Source organism: Bacillus mobilis, from assembly GCF_001884045.1.
Lineage (GTDB): Bacteria > Bacillota > Bacilli > Bacillales > Bacillaceae_G > Bacillus_A > Bacillus_A mobilis.
In genome coordinates, this window is record NZ_MACF01000069.1 from 64,084 (window position 1) to 82,314 (window position 18,231).

Sequence of the window (18,231 nt, forward strand, 5' to 3'; positions counted from 1 at the left end):
TAAAATATATTACAAATCACAAACATTTAAAACGTTTATTTTGAATGTTTTTTACTTTCCGTTAAATACGAGTATGAAATTAAAAACGTCGAGAAATATTACTTATTAACAGCTAGGAAACTAATTACAACTCTATGCATCAAAACAATGATAAAAATTGTCCACTATTATTACATGAATCAAAAATAAAAAGAGAAATGGCATCCCATTTCTCTTTTTCACGCTTATTGTTCTTTTGGTGTATCTGAAGAAGGCAATTTCTTCGTTTGTTTTTCTTTAAAGATTTCTCCAATTGCCCCGAGAGTACCAAGTGTTTCAATTGCATTAGACGGAATAAAGACTTTATTTGCTGGTCCTTTTGCAACCTCAATCAATGATTCAAATGATTTATAAGCAAGTACGCGTTCATCTAAATCTGCTGCACGAAGTAATTCAATTCGATTTTGTTCTGCTTTTGCAATTTCCTCAATCGCTCTTGCTTCCCCTTGCGCTTCTAGTTCCTTTGCTTCTTTTATACCTTCAGCTTCTCGAATACGTGCTTCTTTATCCCCTTCAGCCATTAATATTTTACTTTGCTTTTCCCCTTCAGCACGAAGGACTTTATCTTGTTTTGCAGCTTCCGCTTCTAAGATAATCGCACGTTTATTACGTTCTGCTTTCATTTGTTTTTCCATTGATGCTTGCACATCTTTCGGCGGATTAATGTCAACAACTTCAACACGTTCAATACGAACGCCCCATTTTTCTGTTGCTTCATCAAGTGCTAAGCGAATTTCTGTTGAAATTTTTTCACGACCAGATAACGTTTCATCCAGTTCCATTTTACCGATAATTTGGCGCATCGTTGCAGAAGTAATGTTACGAACACCATATTCATAGTTCGAAATACCATATGTCGCAAGTTCTGGTTCCACAATTTGATAGAAAATAATTGTATCAATTTCTACTTGTACATTATCTTTCGTAATTACCTTCTGCGGTGGTACATTCGTTTGTTGAATACGTAAGTCATGATATACACGAACGCGGTCTACAATTGGTATTAATAAATTTAATCCAGGCTGCATAATACGCTGAAACTTACCAAATCTCTCCACGACTCCAACTTTTTGCTGTGGAATAATCTTAATTGTTAATGCAATAAATGTAACAACAATTAGTGCGAAAATAATGGTTAATGTTAATGCTACTGCCATATTTATTCACTCTCCTTTTTCACTTGTAATATAGTACTATTCCTCTTTATAACAATAACTTTTTCTCCAGCATCAATTGGATCATCTGCAATAGCTGTCCAAGTATCTCCATCCACCTTCACAATACCATTCGCTTCATTTGTAATCGCTTGCATAACAATCCCTTTTTTACCGACTAACATATCTACTGTATCAGTAAAACCTTTTGCTTCTCGAAAGTTTTTTGAAATTCTTTTCGTAAAGAAAGTCAGTGTTAAACTTACAATCGCGCCAGCAATAACTTGTAACAGTAGCGCATCAGGAGCAAACAAAGCAATTAGACCTCCGACAACAGCTCCAATTCCAAGCCAAAGCATATAAAACGTAATCGACAACATTTCTGCAATAAATAAAATACCCGCTATTATAAACCAAATTACCCAAGTAGCCATATACAACCCTCACTTTCTTTCTCATTTTCTATATGTATATGAAAAAAAGAATGGTTTATCCGCCCTTTCTTATACAGGGGCGCTTACTACAAGCTATTGTACATATTCACTGTTATAATGAGTATTATTAAAATACTATATTAATATATTCTTCATTATACATGAAAATCCCTTTCAAAAAGTGACAAAAAATTAAATTCTTTCGAAAATTTAATTTCCAAATTATAATTATTCTGGCTAGTGAATTTTTTTTAAAAGAAAGGGGTGTATTTATTTGCAAAATCGTTCATTAACTTACTATTTAGGATCAAAAATATGCATTACTCCCGCTGACATCGTATACATCATGATTATTACAACCCATATGTATATCACAACGAAATCAGCAACATTAACTGCTCTGTTTCCATTACTCCAAGTCATAACTAATCTTATAGCAAATACATCTGCACCACTTATCATGAATCGTTTTTCATCTTATTCATTACTTTTCACACTACAATGGATAAAAACTGCCCTATTATTTTTATTAATGATTTTATTTCCATCCCTATCCACAAACGTTGTAGCACTATTCATTTTCATTTTTTTCATTTCATTATGTAGCGGCTGGAGCGCACCATTATTATACAGTATCCTGCCTCGCCTTACACGAAAAGAAAAATTAGTAAAAGTAAATAGTATTTTTTCCTTTTCCACACAAATTGCGCAGGCCGCTGCTTATTCATTTACAAGTGTTATTGTTCTTCTAATCGGCGCCACTTCTACACTTATGTTGAATAACATATTGATGATTTTTGGATGTGTTGCACTACACGTTTCATTGCGTTCCATACATAATGAACGAGTAATAGAGCCTTCTTCTTCAAAAGGCACTGCTTTATTGGAAGGTTGGAAACTCTTATTTCAGAACCCGTCTCTCCGTATCGTTACATGCATGGACTTAATTGAAACTTTCGCAGGGACGATATGGATCGGTGCTATTACGATGGCTTATGTAACAACTGTCCTTCATAAAGGTGAAGAATGGTGGGGGTATATTAATACAAGTTATTATGTTGGGACGTTAATTGGCGGGATATTAGCGTGGAAAATGAGTACATACATTCAAAACAATTTAATACGCTCCATGGCGATAGGCTCTCTTATGTTTAGTATTCTTACATTTTTATATGGTATGACAAGTAGCGGGTTTATTGCGCTTTTTCTATGCGTTCTAATGGGTCCATGTTATCAAATTAGAGATATTTCTCAAACGACAGTGCTACAATCCAGTGTCGCCCCTACTTTACTATCAAAAATTTATACAGCTCATGGTGCACTCCTCTCTACAGCTTCTGGTCTTTCTATGCTTAGCGTTGGAATTATTACCGATTTATTTGGTGTTCGTACGATTTATATCATCGCTGCTTTTCTTATTTTATGTTCTGCTTGTTTATCTTTCAGCCTATTAAAATATCATAAGACAGATCAGAAAGATATTTCAATGTAATCAATAAAGCAAAAAGGACAGGAACTCCTGTCCTTTTTATATATTCTATTTATGACAAACTCGGAATTTTTCTATGTTTTGTCGCTTGTTCAAAAGCATATGCTAATTTAATCAAGGTCCCCTCAGAAAAAGCCGTGCTTGCAAGAGTAATTCCAAACGGTCTCCCGTTATCCATATATCCTGCCGGTATTGCTATAGACGGGTAACCCGCTTTCGCACATATAGTGGAGCCGATATAGGAAGGGAATAAAATTGCATCAAGATTATATTTGTTCAGTGTAAAGTCAATACCTTGTTCTTGCGAAAAATATATATCTTCTAATCTTGCGTTTATATATTCAGGATTCCTTAACGTATTGGGAAAATCTTTTCTTCTTTCTAACTTAGTTTGTCCATATTTTAAAGCTTTTTCAGCTATGTTTTCATTAAACGCCATTAGCTCTGAAATAGAATGCACTGGAATAGTAGAAGGTAATTTAGAAAGATAGTTATCTAAACTATGCTTTAGTTCATAAAGCGGAACTCCCCAGCTCCATTCTCTATGAAAAGAAGGAATATCAATATTTTCTATTACTGTTGCTCCCTCACTACGCAACACCTCAATTGTTTCCTTAAACAATTGTTCATCGTACTCTCCAGTTTCATAATAATCTTTCGGTGCATTGCTAAATACACCAATCTTTGCTCCATGCAAGCCATTAACATCAAGATACTTTGTATAATCACGCTCTGCTATACCTTCACTTTTATGAGTAGCTACATCCTTCTCATCTACCCCAGTTAAACTCCCTAGCAAAATAGCGGCATCTGTTACTGTCCTAGCAAATGGACCGGCTGTATCTTGCGAATACGTGAACGGAATAATACCTCTACGACTAATTAAACCAACAGTCGGTTTAATACCGACTACAGAGTTTTGAATCGCTGGACTTAATATAGAAGCATCTGTTTCCGTTCCAACAGATACTACTGTAAAGTTAGCTGCAACTGCTATCGCAGATCCTGTACTTGAGCCACCAACAAACATATCATCCTCACCTGTACCGTAAGGGTTTATTGTTTGCCCACCTCTTGCACTATATCCAGCCCACATGTCAAATGACATTGCGTTTGCTAATTCTGTCATATTTGTTTTTCCTATTATGACCGCTCCTGCTTCTCGCAGTTTCGTCACAAGAAATGCATCTTCACTACTTATATTTTGTTCTAGAGCAATCGTACCTGCACTTGTATGCATGGAATCATTCGTTCCAATATTGTCCTTAAGTAACACAGGCATACCATGTAATGGACCTCTTACACCTTTTATCTTTCTTTCATAATCTAACGCTTCTGCAATAAAGATTGCATCCGGGTTGATTTCTAAAATAGAATTAATTTTTGGTCCGTCTTGATCATATTTTGCGATTCTATGGAGGTAATACATAACTAATTCTTTTGAAGTTAATTGCCCAGCTTCCATCGCTGCTTGTATTTCATGAATTGTTAATTCTTTTTGTAATCGTGTATTGAACTGAATCTCCATCGTCATTCTCCTTCTATAAATCCTTTTATTGATATCATGTATTTATTACTTGTTCATTTTCTCCGCTCCTCGTATATACAAATACAATCCTTTTAAAGGAATTCAACTTACCGATATAAAAACCTTTTATTTCCTGAAAAATAAAAAAAGTCTGAAACGAATAAACTTCCGCTTCAGACTCTTTTATTACTTTACATATACCTCATCTAACAAATGTAAAAACTCACCTTGTTTTCCGGCTAATTCAGGGCACTTTGCAATATCAATCCATTCGTAGCAAAATACTAAACCTTCATCTTCCTCACCGGCACTTACAATATGTTCCCAATCATCTTTTACATCTGTTAGTAACGTTACATGGAAGAAATGGCGCTTTTGATATTCTTTTTTGTCTTTCACAAGTATGATGTAATCGGCTAGGAATCTTTCTATGCATAAATGACGTAATCCAGATTCTTCTTGTACTTCACGTAAAAGTGCTGCTTCTAACGTTTCCCCTTCGTCAACTGTTCCCCCTGGTATTTGTATACCAGCTTCAGGTATATCACGATGTTTAAAAACAAGCAGTTGCATAACTCCTTCTTTTTCTCTTGTTACATATGCGTGTACTTTTTTCTTATATAACACCGTCATAATCCTTCTCTCCCCTCAATTGTTCACTGCGTTACTTCTTCAAGTGTCAGTTGATTTTCATATAAATATGTAGCTTGTGGATTTCCCACATACCTCACATGCCATGGTTCATATCGATAACCTGTAAGCGATTCTTTCTCTTTTGTATATCGAATGACAAAACCAAATTTATGGGCATTTTCAGAAAGCCACTCCCCTTCTTTCGTTTCGCCAAAAATTGTCTCTAATTGAAACTTAGCAGATTGTGATGTAATATCCATCGCTAGTCCAGTTTGATGTTCACTTGTTCCAGGAACTGCGCTAGACATCGCTGTTTTTGCTTCTCCATCTTGTTTTTTATACATCGTATTTAATGCTTTTTGTCGATCAAAAGATCTAAATCCAGAAACCGCAAAAAGAAAAGCGCCCTCCTTATCAGCTTGCTGAAACATTTCCTCAAGCGCCCCTGCTGCCTCTTTTCTCATTTTTTTCTTTTCTTGATCACCTTCACTTGAGTAACGCACTTTCGGAATAACTAAATCTGGCGGTCTATATCCATCTGGTAAACGCCTATTTTTATTCACAAGCACAAGCATCGAATTTGGATTACTAATTACCGCAATATCTCCATCCATATTCGCAATCGTTTCTTTCGCTTTCGGAAATATGTTATTTACATTTACCTCACGCGCCTGCTTATCCTTATACATTTTATAATTGATTCCTGCTACTCCAACAATGAGTATCATCGCTACGATACCAAGTAGTGTCCATCTTTTTTTCATATAACGACCTCTTATTTTAATAATTTGGCCATTTCATACTCATCGATGTTCTCTCCATCGATAATAAGAGCAGCTCTTTTGACACCTTCTTTCTCGAATCCAGCTTTTGTATATAGTGCCCGAGCTCTTGTATTGTGGGCCATTACCGTTAATTCTAAACGCCATACATCATGTAATCTTGCCCACTTCTCAGCCTCTTTAAACAATCTCGTCCCAATACCTCGCCCGCTATACTCTTGCAAAATACCAATTACAATACTTGCTACATGTCTTTTTCTTTGAATATGATTTCCATTCACTAAAATAAACCCTACTATTCTCTCATCTTCAACTGCTACGAAAATCGTTGCATACTTATTTTCAATAAATCGATGAATCATCTGTTCTTGTTGCTCTTCTGTAAATTTTCTTTCTCCTGGTTCATATAACATAAATTTCGTTTCTTCATCTAGTTGCTTACTTAATTGCAAAAATGGTGCTGCATCTTCTATTTTGATCTCCCTAATCACTTCTATCACCCTATCAGTTTCATAATAAAAAGTTTTCCTTGTAAAAAGATTTTCTCTACTTTCCTGAAAATCCCTTTGTAAATCTCCCAGTATAATTTGACAAATTTCGATATTACTATAACAACGACAAATTATGTCTATTCTGTGACGTCTCATCATGACAAAAAAACGTAAGTATTACACTCACGTTTTTTCAAATTCTTCCACTTATTTATGTTTCACTTTATCCATTCACCTTTTCTGCCTGCCAGAAATATTCACCAAACGCTTTAGCAAGGGCATCAATCGATCGATTTAGTTCTTCCTCTGTATTATCTACACCACCAACTTCAATTAATATCGCTTGCCCTGATAAGTCTTGATTGTAGACACCATTTCCTGTTTGGAATCCTTTTTGAATGACACCACGACTTACACCTGGATACTTCTTGCTAATCGCCTCATGTAAAGCCGTTGCTAATTGCAAGTTTTTTTCATAGTTTTTGTTTCCTTTCCCTACTACAAATGCAAGCTTCGCATATGATTTATCGCCAATGGTTTTTGTCGTAACATTCTTCCGAGCACTATCACGGTGTAAGTCGAAAAAGTACTGCAGTTCTTTATTGCCAGTCATTGCTTCTTGTACAATTTCCCGTGACATTTTGTAAGAACTATTACTATTTAACCCTTTACTAATCAACTTTTGGCCGATATCTGTCTTGTCGTTAGTAGCTCCGATCCCTTCGCTTACTAATTGTTCACGAAATCGATCGCCCACTATTGATATGTTCGTAACAGAACTGGTCGCTTTATTCGGATTTGGATCGTTTGCTAAATTAAGTAACGGCAAATAAGATTCCCAACTATGCGAATGATAAATAAACGCAACTTGTCTTTTTCCTGTCGTTTGAGCCGGTTGCTTTTTCTCTTTGTTCGTATCTGGCTTTTGAGCCTGTCCAGCTTCACCAGTCCGTTCTTTTACTACTTCTTCAAGTGGAACGCTCGACTCTATCGGTAAGTTAGAATAATTTGTCCCTTCACCCGCAATTACAATTTCTGTATCGTACTTTCCAAAACCAGGTAGCTCTTTACCGACAAAACTGCGAACATCGTTAAAGCGAATATTCGTAGCCATCGAAAAGAGAAAAGAAGAAATCGAAAAATCTTGATTTAAATTTCGATACTCCTGTGTAAAATAATGATTCTCTTTCCCAAGAACGTACATGTAACCATTCATCGATAGCTCATTTAACCAATTATATAAATACGTTGACTTTGTCTCTTTCATAGAAGTTACCATCATACTAATAAGAAAAAAAGTCGCTAGTACTGTAGCAATAATAAATAAAACTAACTTACGTATACTTGTGAATTTCACATAAAAAAAGCCTCGATTCATACTATCACCCTCTCTATTCCAAGTTATGTACAAGCTCTAGAGAATAGACCGTCTAAATTCCGGCTATATTGTTTATGAGGTGAAATGAATTGAAGCTACTAATAGGAACATTACCCATTGTACTATCATTTATTTTTTATTGGCTTGCTAAGCATCCTACAATCCGTGTTGCATTACATATTTCAGCTTACTTAGCACTTTATGTACTCGGTACAATTATTTCTATTAATATATATGACGTTTTAATACAAGATTTAGTTTTTATGACAAGCATTCATGGTATTTTACTAAATCCATTTTTTCTTATATCAGGAGCATATATAGGGATATACACTTTATACTTACTTTTGTCTTACCTAATTATAAATATGAAACATGGAGCGTAATGAAATGCGACCACCATTCATTTGTCATATATGTAAAAAAAGAATTGCGCGAAAGAAAGATCTTATTACTACCACATCGTACTTCCGCTTATATTTATTTCACAGTGATTGCTTTAAACGGCAGCAAGTGTTCATCTCACGATTTATTCCCGTGAATACACTTTTTAATTTCTTTCTTATTATATATGGACTTATTTTTGGCAGCATTCTTATGATTACAGAACCATCTATTATTTGGGTTATTTTCTTATTCCCCATTTTATATCGGTTTCTTTCCTATTATTATGTTGAACGTTTTTTCTCTACATAACGTGCAGACTGTCCTCTCGGAATACTTAAACATTCCCACTCATTTTCTTTTAACATTTTACCGATGTAAATAATCTGTCCAATATGCAAAGCGTAATGAGAAATTTGTCTTTCAATTGCTTGCATAACAGTCTGTGCTTCACTGCGAATATATACCGTCTGTAACAACTGTTGCGGCGTTAGGACATTCATCGTTTTAAAAACATATTCCCATCCTTCATTCCATGCTGCGAGAACCTCTTCCTTAGAATGATAGCCACCTTCAAATTCAGCATCTCGATTACGATCTATTTTTTCACCATCAGATGTTAAAAAATCAGTCCATCTAGAACGCATATTACCGTGCAAATGCTTAATTATGATTGCTATGCTATTGGTTTCTTCATGAGAAGACCTTTCAATTTGTTCATATGATAATTGAGAAAGCACCCGTTCCCCTTGCTTCTTTGTTGCTTTAAAGTTTGAAATGGCACATTGTAAATATTCTCGTCCAATATCCATGTTCCCCCGCCTTTACACTAACTAATTTTCGTTCCATTTGGTAATTCCATATTAGGCTGCAGTAATACAACATCACCAGCTTCAGGTACTCCACCTAAAACAAGTACTTCTGATTTAAATCCAGCTACACGTTTTGGCGGAAAATTTACAACAGCAGCAATTTGCTGACCGATTAAATCTTCTGGGGTATATCTCTTCGTAATTTGAGCACTTGACTGCTTTACTCCAAGCTCTCCAAAATCAATTTTCAGCTTAATCGCCGGAACTCTCGCTTCTTTAAATTCCTCTGCATGTATTACAGTTCCAATTCTTACATCCAAAGTTAAAAAATCTTCAAAATTAGCCATTTTATCACTCCTTCCATTTATTACTTAGACAAAACAAAAAAATTCCCTTTTAAAAAAAGAAAGGCGCCTAAGCACCTTTCTTTTGTAGTTCACTTGATTCATTTGATTTATAGAAGAAGAAACCGAGAATCCCGCCAATACATGATGGGATTAACCATCCTATTCCTTCTTTATATAATGGTAACATTTGTAGTACGTTAGAAATCGCGTCAATTTTAATGTTCGCACTTTCTAAACCGTTAAAGAAACTAATTAACAATGCACCTAAAATAGCTCCAATATAAATGGTATTACGCTTCCCAATCCATTTATGGAAGTAAGAAAGTACAATTAATACAATTGCAACTGGATAAATGATCATTAATACTGGTAAAGTAACTGCGATTAATTGTGTTAAACCTAGGTTAGATACAATTAAACTAAACACACATACCATTGTTACAATCGTTTTATGCGAAAGTTTTGGGAATAAGTTTGTAAAGAAGCCGGCACAAGCTGATGTTAATCCAACAGAAGTTGTTAAACAAGCGAGTATAATAACAAGCCCTAATAAAATTTTACCACTTGTTCCATATAACTCATTTACAACATTCGTTAAAATAAGCCCACCATTCTCTGATACACCAAGTGATGTACTCGTTGAACCAAGATAAGCAAGTGATAAATAGATTAACGTTAAACCAAGTACAGCAATAATACCTGATACTACTGTTATTTTTGCAACTTCACTACTCTCTTTTATCCCTTTAGAGCGGATAACTTGTACAACGACAATTCCAAATACGAGCGCACTAATTGCATCCATCGTTAAATATCCTTGTATAAATCCACCAAAGAAAGCATTTTCTTGATATGCCGCTAGCGGCGCAGCTGGTTCTCCAATTGGATCAATAATTGCCTTTCCGACAATAACAGCAACAATTAATACTAACAATGGGGTAAGAAATTTTCCGAACCAATCCACTAATTTAGATGGATTTAATGATAGATACCACGTTATTCCGAAGAAAACTATTGTGAATAGAAACAGCATGTACCATTCTGAAACCATTGCCTCTGATAAAAATGGCTTCATACCCATTTCAAATGAAACGGCTCCCGTACGCGGAATCGCGAAAAATGGTCCAATCGCTAAATAACTAATCAATGGGAAAATAAACGCAAATATAGGGTGAACTCTAGAAGATAGCGCTTTCAAGTCCCCCTCTACAAACGCGACAGCTGTTACAGCTAATAGGGGTAATCCGACTCCCGTTACAAGGAATCCAATTGTAGCAATCCAAACATTCTCTCCAGCTTGTTGCCCTAAAACTGGTGGGAAAATTAAATTTCCTGCTCCTAAAAATAGTGCAAATAACATTAAACCAATTGCTATCGTATCACCTGGCCTTAAACGTCCCTTCATACTTTTCATTTGCATAGCACTTTTTCATTGTTTATCTCTATTTTCACAATATGCTATGCATCCTCCTCTCTGCTCAAGATGATAAAATATGCCCCTTACAAAGCAGTGTCTTTCTCCATAATTTCTCCATTCCCCTTATTCTTACTCTAACTATTAATTTTGATTTTTTTGAATATTTAACTCATTAGAGTGGTATTGCGTGGAGTATAGTTGTCAGACCTCTTTGTTTTTATCACACATATAGTAACATATTTAGTTGAAAAATAAAAACATATTTTCAAATTGATTTTTTTGAAAATCAAAATTATCTACATTTTTTATTCTTTTACACAAATATTGTTACAATCCCACCTTTTATCCTATCATTATTTTCAAATAACTTTATGCACGTAACATAGCAAAAGCCATCCAACATAATTAGATGGCTTTTGCATGTTACTCTATCGTTTCAACTTCACGTGGATTTTTCATCTCTTCCACATACACAACTCTAAATCCGTGATCTTCTAAATCTGTCAATAACGTCTCTAATTCACCGTCGTTAAACTCTTCTCCTAATGTAAACATAATTCTACGAACTAATAAGGCATCATTATCAAAAGTCATTAAACTTTGGATACCTGTATATTTTTTTAATACTGTCGATAATTTTTGAATGGCCCCATTATAATCTTGTGTTCCAATCATGACAGAATATTTACTAGAATGAACGCCCCAAGCATCTTCTAACAACTCAAAAACTTTTTTATGTGTTAAAATTCCAAGGAAAACTCCTTTTTCATCAACCACTGATAAATAAGGTAATTTTTTTATTGTAAAAAATACTTTAAAGAACGAAGAATCTTCTCTGACATATCCTTCTTTATCGTTTAATAATTGTTCTACACTCTCCTCCAGCGAACCTTTATATTCTAAAATATCTACTTTATATATATTCCCTAAATATTTCTCTTTTTTTTCATCTAAAACTGGTACACACCGATAGCCAGTTTTATTTAAATGCTTCAGCGCTTCCCCTATTGTAATTGAACTTGAGCAAAATAGAACTTCCCTTTTCGGCACATAATTCCCTTTAATCCTCATAAACAGCCTCCTTATGTTAAAATACTTTCTGTGCCATAACTATATTATATTTTCAGAAAAAAATAAATAATTTATTTTACTTTTCTGAAAATTATTCATTTTCTTGTCATAATTTATTCACGTTTCATTCACTTATATCCCCTACAATACTAAACTTCTTTAAGAAAAATATATTGTAACTTACACAGAAAAAAGCTAAAATAAGAATAAGAATTTTCTGAATATTCTAAGAGTAGGTGATTACATGTCTTTATTGCGCTCACATATATGTAAATTTATCGTCGGTGTTCTCATTATTTTTATCATTAGTCCTATTCCTGCTTTATTCATTACACATAAATACTCATACATAACTGGGTTTATAAGTATTTTTCATAACTTCGCACAACTTTCTTCTATGACAATTCCAAAGATTGATTGGATGCACGAATCTATCTTTTTCTCAGCAAATCAGATGGTTCATACTTCGAATCATTCAACACCGTTATTCCCTTACATATGGGAAATATATTTTGTATCGATTGTTCGTTTTACCTTTACTCTTGCGATCGGATTCTTCATCAGTTTAGGGATCGGTCATTTATTTTTTAAAGCACCTCATTCGGTTAAGAAGTTCACTTCTTTATTAAGATGGATACCGTACTCTTTTTGTACCGTATTATTACAATGCTCAGTCTTATTTCTACTCCTATACATCGCAAAATTTATAAAACTTCCCTACTACTCATCTTTCATCATCGTTTGTAGTGCTTCCATGATTATCGTTATGCAAGCAATAAAAAAGTGGGTCCCTTTCTTAAGTAACAGAAATGAATATGAAATAAAACAATCTTCTTTCCTTGTAGATACATTGTTTTTGGCGCTTACTTCGAACCATAAATCTATTCTAGGTTCCATTATTCTTTCATTCGTTTTTATGGAATGCGTTTTTCATGCAAGCGGACTATTACAATTTATCGTTCAATTCGGCGGAAATGCACCTGTAATTGTCACAATTAGCTTACTGCTTTTGTATATCCCGTATTGCATACTCTCTTTCCTTCAAACACTATGGACGACAAATCATGTTAAACAACAATCATACGCTTTAACGAGAAGTATTCCAAAACCTTAATTTGAAATAACCCTCTAGAATCTGAAAGTGGAGGGTTATTCCTTTTGTATAGCGGACAAAATAACAGCAAATTCAAAAACTATTGCAGAAACATACCAATATTTACCCTTTTTCTTTGACTATTCTTTTCGTTTGGATTTATTATAAAAGTATAACATAATTGCAGGAGGTGACATCTTTATTCCAAACTACGGAATAGAGAACACACTTGGACATATTAAATATTTTTCTCATCTTTATACTTATCCTTATTTCAGGCTTTTTCGTTGCATCGGAATTCGCTGTTGTAAAAGTACGAAAAAGTCGAATTGACCAGCTTGCAAATGAAGGCAATAAACAAGCTTTAGCTGCAAGAAGTGTCCTATCTAATTTAGATGTTTATTTATCAGCTTGTCAGCTCGGGATTACGATTACTTCTTTAGGGCTTGGTTGGCTTGGTGAACCAACTGTGGAACATTTACTACGACCGCTCTTTGAAAAGATTAATATTACTGGAACAATGGCGAATACTTTATCCTTTATTATCGCTTTTAGTTTTATTACATTTTTCCATGTTGTATTAGGTGAATTAGTTCCAAAGTCTTTCGCCATTCAAAAAGCAGAAGCAATCACACTTAAGTTTGCACGACCACTTATTTTATTTGATAAAATTATGTATCCATTCATTTGGTTACTTAATAGTGCAGCTATCTTTTTCACAAAACTACTCGGATTAGAGCCTGCGAAAGAAAATGAACTTGCCCATTCTGAAGAGGAACTACGCCTCATTTTAGGTGAAAGTTTCAAAAGCGGTGAAATAAACCAAACCGAATATAAATATGTGAATAATATTTTTGAATTTGACGACCGAGTTGCAAAAGAAATTATGGTCCCTCGTACAGAAATGATTTGCTTATCTACTGAAAATACGTTAGAAGAAAATATGAATATCGTCGCAACTGAAAAGTTTACACGCTATCCGATCATCGAAAAAGATAAAGATGATATTATCGGTATGATCAATACGAAAGAAGTATTTCACGATCAAACGAAAGGCATTCATAAGCCACTTGAATCTTACATACATCCAGTACTAACTGTATTTGAAACTGTTCCAATTCGCAAAACACTCGTACATCTACAAAAGAATCGTGTTCAGATGGCAATCGTTATGGATGAATATGGTGGTACTGCTGGACTTTTAACAATGGAAGATATTCTTGAAGAAATCATTGGAGAAATTCAAGATGAATTTGATGCAGATGAATCACCTATGATTGAAAAACGTACGCCGAAGCTTACTGTTTTAGACGGGAAGGTGCTCATTTCTGAAGTAAATGATATGTTTGGCCTACATATTGATGATAGCGATTTAGATACAATTGGAGGCTGGTTCCTCTCTCAAGCAGTTGACTTAAATATTGAGGCTGGGTATTTCATTGAATTTGCCGGTTTTCAATTTAAAGCACTAGAACTTGATGGACATCAAGTGAAAAAAATTGCGGTACATAAATTAGACACGAAGAAGGAGTTATAAAGTGACAGTATTATTAACAATCTGTATCATTGCCTGTTTCATTGTTTCATTTCTCGCCTTTATTTACCCTATCATTCCAGGCATCCTTGCTGTATGGGCTGGATATTTCATTTACCATTTTGGTATAAATGGCGGAGAACTAACAACTTCCTTTTGGATTATTCAAGTCATTTTCACACTTTTCATTTTCGTTGCTGATTTTATCGCAAATGGATATTTCCTAAAGAAATATGGGAGTTCTAAATGGGGCGAACGTGTCGGTATGATTTCTATCATTGTCGGCTCTTTCTTCTTCCCACCATTCGGTTTAATTATCATACCGTTCTTATCGGTATTTATTACAGAACTCATGCATAAAAAAGCGCCAAAAGACGCCTTTCTAGTAGGAGTTGCTACTGTAGTTGGTTTTTTAAGCAGTACAGTAGCGAAAGCCATTCTCCAAATCATTATGATTATCATATTTGTATGTTATATCATCTTTTAACCATCCCAATTTCGGGATGGTTTTTTAATAGGAAATTCCGACTCGACTATTCTCATATTTGTTTTCACTACATAGATTCCACGTAAATTGCGCTGTATCACCAACTGTTATTTTCGCTCCACCTTCTGGTAATACATCTTTTTCAGTTCGATATACCCCTGTCACATCACCGTCTATTAAATGCGTCGGACAAACGACCGTCCAACATAAATTACTACGACTAAGTATCTTATATGCAGCTAAATGATCTTCTGCTGCTGTTGTCGTTTTCCTTTTTGATTCAGTTGATTGAAAACGATATAAATTTAAATTTGTTCTCGCTTGTAAAATACCAGCTGTTCCTATTGTAATGATTTTATGAACTCCTTCTTCTTTCATTTGCTTTATAATTTGTGGCATACTCTTCGCTAATGTCCCATTTTGATCCGTACCAAGTGCACTAATTACTATATCGCTTCCTTCTATCGCTTTCTTTATATCATTTTCATTCCATACATTACCTTCTATAACTCGTAACCTTTCATGATGTATTTCCATTCTATTTACATCACGCGCTAATGCAGTCACTTCAGCTGAATCCTTTAATGCTAATTTTATAATGTTTGAACCTACTCGCCCAGTTGCTCCCAATATACATACTTTCATTTGTTTTCCCCCTTTTCATTCTTTCTCTATTTTTCAATAATCTCACTCAATTTACAACAAAAAAGCTTCCTCATATTTAGGAGGAAGCTCTATTATTATTATTTTATTTCTTTTCTTTAGAATCCGTAGACTTCTCAGTTCCACTTGTTTCTTTATCCTTTTTGTCCTCTTGTTGTGTTGTTGTATCGTCTTCTTTCTTCTTGTCCTCACCTTTACTACAACCTACCATTAATAAAGAACTTGCAAGTGCCATAGCAGTTAATGATTTAACCCATTTGTTCATTTGCGTTTCCTCCTTTAGATAGAATATGTACAACCCCATATTACTCTCTATTTTTAAAGGAAAGATTGAAAAATAGTAAATAAACGGTAAACTTTTGTAAATTTTCCGATAATACATATAGACTCCTATTCTTTTTTCTCCATGAAAAGTAAAAAACTAAGGCGCCTATCTTTCCGCCTTAGTTTCTTATGCAAACTTTTCATTTTCATATACATGTTTAATCTTATACTCTTTCTTCACAACATATTGCCATACACTATAGGCATAACGGTTCATTTTCAGGAAGCAATTTTCTAAAAAAGAGCGAAATTCCGGATTCGCAACTTCAACTGACACTTGAGCGAACTTTAGTGATAACCGTTTTAAATGCGAAATATAACAAGTTGCAATATGGACATCCCCTGTATATTTACTATCAGTTTCCTTTTCCATTTCATGAAAATGAAATGGAATTGGTTCACAAGTTATAGGCTGTACATTCTCTCCTTCTTGAAAATTCACTTGTTCATTATATGCTTGCAACATATAAGGTAAATGCTGCTGTAATAGCTCCTTTAATTCTTCGTCTCTTACCTTTCCTGTATACTCCCCAACCTTATATATAAGCATATAACTATACCTCATTAATTCTTTCATACAATCCATGAAAGTACCTCCCTTCCCTTTTGTATATACACTATAAATATGATGCTATAACATTTGCTATTCTTGCTAAAAACCAATCCCATTTACTAATTTTCTCAAAATCTTCTTTCGAAAATTTTTTTGATTTATGAAAATCTACTTTTAATCGGTTCCATACGTCAGCAACAACTTTTTTATCATATATGAGACAATTAGATTCACAATTTAAATAAAAACTTCTATTATCAAAGTTCGCTGTACCTATATCGACAATTTCTCCATCAATGATCGTTACTTTCCCGTGAAAAAAACCATTTCGATATTGATAAATTTCTGCTCCATCATCGTTCATATCTTTCAAATATGGATAAGCCGCTTGTTTTAACAATACCGCATCACTTTTAAATGGTACGAGAATTTTCACATTGACACCGCGATGTAATGCATCTTTTAACTCATTTATCATTTCTTTACTTGGTACAAAATATGGCGTAGCAATAATTAAAGACTTTTTAGCCTGTTTTAAAAGCCCTCCATATTTCTCCCATAAACCTTTTCCATCTGAAAATAAATATTGATAATTCACATCCCCTATTGCAGGTAAACTTTCATGTACAGGCATTATTTCTCCTGTATCTTCTTTCCAGTCAGCAGCAAATTTTCTTTCCATATCGGTAGCACCATTCCCATTGACTCGTACATGATAATCACGCCACGGACCAAATTTCGGATCTTGTCCAAGGTACTCCTTTCCAATATTAAAACCGCCGACATATGAAATCTTCCCATCTATCGTAACAATACGTCTATGATTCCGTTGATGCAATGAATAGAATACATGTTTCAGTTTAAGCTTTTTACTAAACGTAAACTGGACACCGTTTCTTTTTAATTGACGAATTATCTTTTTCTTCAGCTTGTATCCACCTATTCGATCGACTGACAATTTTACTTCTACTCCGCTCGATGCCTTTTTCTCGAGCAACTGCAAAAATTCTTGGCTTATTTCATCTTTACCTACAATATAAAAATGGATATATATGTACTTTTCTGCATTACGTATATCCTCAAATAAATTCTTATATAACTCTTCGCCGTTCGTATATAGTTGAAAGTCACCTAATCGAACTTGTCCTAATTCATATTCACTAGCCATTTTTTTCCCCATTTCCACATCGATGTTCATCCAAATGAATACACCTACTAAAAAAAGGAGTACAGCGAAAAAGTGTTTCATGGATATTTTCCTTTCTCCACTTACTGTTATTTCTATATCTTCCCTTTTTTAATACATTATCATTCAAGAAAATATGTCATTCCATGATATATGTCCATATCAAACGATAGCTCATTTGCATATTGTATGTTGTATCTTAAAATAAAAGGAGGAAATAACAATGGGCTTCGCACAAGGTAATGGATTCGCGCTATTAGTCGTATTATTTATCCTCTTGATCATCGTCGGTGCTGCTTGCTTCTGCTAAGTAGTTATCTTCGTATGATATGTGGATGAAAAAACTATAAAAGCGGACACCTATTTTTAGGTGTCCGCTTTTCATATGAAAAACATTTCAGTCCGTTATAATACCTTTAACGACTACATATT

At 34.4% G+C, this 18,231-nt stretch carries 22 protein-coding genes; 7 read left to right on the forward strand and 15 right to left on the reverse strand.

Annotation, left to right across the window (positions count from 1 at the left end; genetic code table 11):
- Nucleotides 1–224: 224 nt before the first annotated feature.
- Nucleotides 225–1,196: an SPFH domain-containing protein gene (locus BAQ44_RS10935; protein ID WP_071721675.1), complete on the reverse strand. Its 972-nt coding sequence runs from the start codon at nt 1,194–1,196 to the stop codon at nt 225–227.
- 2 nt (nt 1,197–1,198) lie between these two features.
- The gene (locus BAQ44_RS10940) at nt 1,199–1,627 is read right to left on the reverse strand and encodes an NfeD family protein (RefSeq protein WP_071721676.1); all 429 of its coding nucleotides are present in this window, start codon (nt 1,625–1,627) and stop codon (nt 1,199–1,201) included.
- Between the two features lie 274 nt (nt 1,628–1,901).
- Here BAQ44_RS10940 and BAQ44_RS10945 point away from each other — a divergent pair, with 274 nt between their 5' ends.
- The gene (locus BAQ44_RS10945; protein WP_071721677.1) at nt 1,902–3,119 is read left to right on the forward strand and encodes an MFS transporter; all 1,218 of its coding nucleotides are present in this window, start codon (nt 1,902–1,904) and stop codon (nt 3,117–3,119) included.
- 49 nt (nt 3,120–3,168) lie between these two features.
- Here the strand turns inward: BAQ44_RS10945 and BAQ44_RS10950 are convergent, their stop codons facing one another.
- The 5 genes from BAQ44_RS10950 to spoIIP form a co-directional block, all read right to left on the reverse strand.
- Nucleotides 3,169–4,644, reverse strand: coding sequence for an amidase family protein (locus BAQ44_RS10950; protein WP_071721678.1), 1,476 nt, complete (start codon nt 4,642–4,644; stop codon nt 3,169–3,171).
- Nucleotides 4,645–4,830: 186 nt separating this feature from the next.
- Complete coding sequence (locus tag BAQ44_RS10960) at nt 4,831–5,277, reverse strand: NUDIX hydrolase (protein WP_061676422.1); 447 nt, start codon at nt 5,275–5,277, stop codon at nt 4,831–4,833.
- Nucleotides 5,278–5,300: 23 nt separating this feature from the next.
- Nucleotides 5,301–6,041: a M15 family metallopeptidase gene (locus tag BAQ44_RS10965; RefSeq protein WP_063261351.1), complete on the reverse strand. Its 741-nt coding sequence runs from the start codon at nt 6,039–6,041 to the stop codon at nt 5,301–5,303.
- Nucleotides 6,042–6,052: 11 nt separating this feature from the next.
- Nucleotides 6,053–6,550: a GNAT family N-acetyltransferase gene (locus BAQ44_RS10970; protein ID WP_071721679.1), complete on the reverse strand. Its 498-nt coding sequence runs from the start codon at nt 6,548–6,550 to the stop codon at nt 6,053–6,055.
- Between the two features lie 223 nt (nt 6,551–6,773).
- The gene (spoIIP, locus tag BAQ44_RS10975; protein WP_071721680.1) at nt 6,774–7,928 is read right to left on the reverse strand and encodes a stage II sporulation protein SpoIIP; all 1,155 of its coding nucleotides are present in this window, start codon (nt 7,926–7,928) and stop codon (nt 6,774–6,776) included.
- Nucleotides 7,929–8,017: 89 nt separating this feature from the next.
- Between spoIIP and BAQ44_RS10980 the strand changes: the two genes are divergently transcribed.
- Entirely contained in the window at nt 8,018–8,314 is a 297-nt protein-coding gene (locus tag BAQ44_RS10980; protein WP_071721681.1) for a hypothetical protein, read from the forward strand.
- A gap of 4 nt (nt 8,315–8,318) precedes the next feature.
- Entirely contained in the window at nt 8,319–8,624 is a 306-nt protein-coding gene (locus BAQ44_RS10985; protein WP_071721682.1) for a permease, read from the forward strand.
- On the opposite strand, the gene BAQ44_RS10990 is transcribed toward BAQ44_RS10985, so the two are convergent.
- From BAQ44_RS10990 to cbpA, 4 genes are all read right to left on the reverse strand, one after another.
- A complete protein-coding gene (locus BAQ44_RS10990) occupies nt 8,597–9,124 on the reverse strand; it encodes a DUF1572 domain-containing protein (protein ID WP_071721683.1) in 528 nt (175 codons plus the stop codon). The two genes, BAQ44_RS10985 and BAQ44_RS10990, sit on opposite strands and share 28 nt — an antisense overlap.
- A gap of 17 nt (nt 9,125–9,141) precedes the next feature.
- On the reverse strand, nt 9,142–9,471 hold the full coding sequence (gene csaA / locus BAQ44_RS10995; protein WP_071721684.1) for a chaperone CsaA: 330 nt from the start codon (nt 9,469–9,471) through the stop codon (nt 9,142–9,144).
- Nucleotides 9,472–9,538: 67 nt separating this feature from the next.
- Nucleotides 9,539–10,876 (reverse strand): branched-chain amino acid transport system II carrier protein BrnQ4, encoded by a 1,338-nt coding sequence (gene brnQ4 / locus BAQ44_RS11000; protein WP_412676349.1) that lies wholly within the window; start codon nt 10,874–10,876, stop codon nt 9,539–9,541.
- Nucleotides 10,877–11,311: 435 nt separating this feature from the next.
- On the reverse strand, nt 11,312–11,959 hold the full coding sequence (gene cbpA, locus BAQ44_RS11005) for a cyclic di-AMP binding protein CbpA (RefSeq protein WP_071721686.1): 648 nt from the start codon (nt 11,957–11,959) through the stop codon (nt 11,312–11,314).
- 244 nt (nt 11,960–12,203) lie between these two features.
- Here cbpA and BAQ44_RS11010 point away from each other — a divergent pair, with 244 nt between their 5' ends.
- The 3 genes from BAQ44_RS11010 (at nt 12,204) to BAQ44_RS11020 (ending at nt 15,073) form a co-directional block, all read left to right on the forward strand.
- Nucleotides 12,204–13,073: a hypothetical protein gene (locus BAQ44_RS11010; RefSeq protein ID WP_061676431.1), complete on the forward strand. Its 870-nt coding sequence runs from the start codon at nt 12,204–12,206 to the stop codon at nt 13,071–13,073.
- 208 nt (nt 13,074–13,281) lie between these two features.
- On the forward strand, nt 13,282–14,589 hold the full coding sequence (locus BAQ44_RS11015) for a hemolysin family protein (RefSeq protein ID WP_061676432.1): 1,308 nt from the start codon (nt 13,282–13,284) through the stop codon (nt 14,587–14,589).
- 1 nt (nt 14,590) lies between these two features.
- The gene (locus BAQ44_RS11020) at nt 14,591–15,073 is read left to right on the forward strand and encodes a DUF456 domain-containing protein (protein ID WP_000217326.1); all 483 of its coding nucleotides are present in this window, start codon (nt 14,591–14,593) and stop codon (nt 15,071–15,073) included.
- Nucleotides 15,074–15,097: 24 nt separating this feature from the next.
- Here BAQ44_RS11020 and BAQ44_RS11025 read toward each other — a convergent pair whose 3' ends face one another.
- The 4 genes from BAQ44_RS11025 to cls all read right to left on the reverse strand — a co-directional run bounded on the left by BAQ44_RS11025 (nt 15,098) and on the right by cls (nt 17,862).
- Entirely contained in the window at nt 15,098–15,718 is a 621-nt protein-coding gene (locus tag BAQ44_RS11025; RefSeq protein ID WP_061676433.1) for an NAD(P)-dependent oxidoreductase, read from the reverse strand.
- 103 nt (nt 15,719–15,821) lie between these two features.
- The gene (locus tag BAQ44_RS11030; protein WP_001045960.1) at nt 15,822–16,001 is read right to left on the reverse strand and encodes a hypothetical protein; all 180 of its coding nucleotides are present in this window, start codon (nt 15,999–16,001) and stop codon (nt 15,822–15,824) included.
- Between the two features lie 186 nt (nt 16,002–16,187).
- The gene (locus BAQ44_RS11035) at nt 16,188–16,646 is read right to left on the reverse strand and encodes a spore coat protein (RefSeq protein WP_071721687.1); all 459 of its coding nucleotides are present in this window, start codon (nt 16,644–16,646) and stop codon (nt 16,188–16,190) included.
- A 31-nt stretch (nt 16,647–16,677) separates the two neighbouring features.
- Nucleotides 16,678–17,862 (reverse strand): cardiolipin synthase, encoded by a 1,185-nt coding sequence (gene cls / locus BAQ44_RS11040; RefSeq protein WP_071721688.1) that lies wholly within the window; start codon nt 17,860–17,862, stop codon nt 16,678–16,680.
- Nucleotides 17,863–18,022: 160 nt separating this feature from the next.
- Between cls and BAQ44_RS11045 the strand changes: the two genes are divergently transcribed.
- Nucleotides 18,023–18,109 (forward strand): YjcZ family sporulation protein, encoded by an 87-nt coding sequence (locus BAQ44_RS11045; protein ID WP_071721689.1) that lies wholly within the window; start codon nt 18,023–18,025, stop codon nt 18,107–18,109.
- Nucleotides 18,110–18,231: the final 122 nt, after the last annotated feature.

Excerpts from the sequence above, each read along its gene's own strand:
- BAQ44_RS11045 (WP_071721689.1), top strand. The coding sequence starts at position 18,023 with ATGGGCTTCGCACAAGGTAATGGATTCGCGCTATTAGTCGTATTATTT.
- BAQ44_RS10950 (WP_071721678.1), bottom strand. The coding sequence starts at position 4,644 with ATGGAGATTCAGTTCAATACACGATTACAAAAAGAATTAACAATTCAT.
- BAQ44_RS11010 (WP_061676431.1), top strand. The coding sequence starts at position 12,204 with ATGTCTTTATTGCGCTCACATATATGTAAATTTATCGTCGGTGTTCTC.
- cbpA (WP_071721686.1), bottom strand. The coding sequence starts at position 11,959 with ATGAGGATTAAAGGGAATTATGTGCCGAAAAGGGAAGTTCTATTTTGC.
- BAQ44_RS10935 (WP_071721675.1), bottom strand. The coding sequence starts at position 1,196 with ATGGCAGTAGCATTAACATTAACCATTATTTTCGCACTAATTGTTGTT.
- BAQ44_RS11025 (WP_061676433.1), bottom strand. The coding sequence starts at position 15,718 with ATGAAAGTATGTATATTGGGAGCAACTGGGCGAGTAGGTTCAAACATT.
- BAQ44_RS11030 (WP_001045960.1), bottom strand. The coding sequence starts at position 16,001 with ATGAACAAATGGGTTAAATCATTAACTGCTATGGCACTTGCAAGTTCT.
- BAQ44_RS10940 (WP_071721676.1), bottom strand. The coding sequence starts at position 1,627 with ATGGCTACTTGGGTAATTTGGTTTATAATAGCGGGTATTTTATTTATT.
- BAQ44_RS10985 (WP_071721682.1), top strand. The coding sequence starts at position 8,319 with ATGCGACCACCATTCATTTGTCATATATGTAAAAAAAGAATTGCGCGA.
- spoIIP (WP_071721680.1), bottom strand. The coding sequence starts at position 7,928 with ATGAATCGAGGCTTTTTTTATGTGAAATTCACAAGTATACGTAAGTTA.
- BAQ44_RS10965 (WP_063261351.1), bottom strand. The coding sequence starts at position 6,041 with ATGAAAAAAAGATGGACACTACTTGGTATCGTAGCGATGATACTCATT.
- BAQ44_RS11035 (WP_071721687.1), bottom strand. The coding sequence starts at position 16,646 with ATGGATTGTATGAAAGAATTAATGAGGTATAGTTATATGCTTATATAT.
- BAQ44_RS10990 (WP_071721683.1), bottom strand. The coding sequence starts at position 9,124 with ATGGATATTGGACGAGAATATTTACAATGTGCCATTTCAAACTTTAAA.
- BAQ44_RS10960 (WP_061676422.1), bottom strand. The coding sequence starts at position 5,277 with ATGACGGTGTTATATAAGAAAAAAGTACACGCATATGTAACAAGAGAA.
- cls (WP_071721688.1), bottom strand. The coding sequence starts at position 17,862 with ATGAAACACTTTTTCGCTGTACTCCTTTTTTTAGTAGGTGTATTCATT.
- brnQ4 (WP_412676349.1), bottom strand. The coding sequence starts at position 10,876 with ATGAAGGGACGTTTAAGGCCAGGTGATACGATAGCAATTGGTTTAATG.
- csaA (WP_071721684.1), bottom strand. The coding sequence starts at position 9,471 with ATGGCTAATTTTGAAGATTTTTTAACTTTGGATGTAAGAATTGGAACT.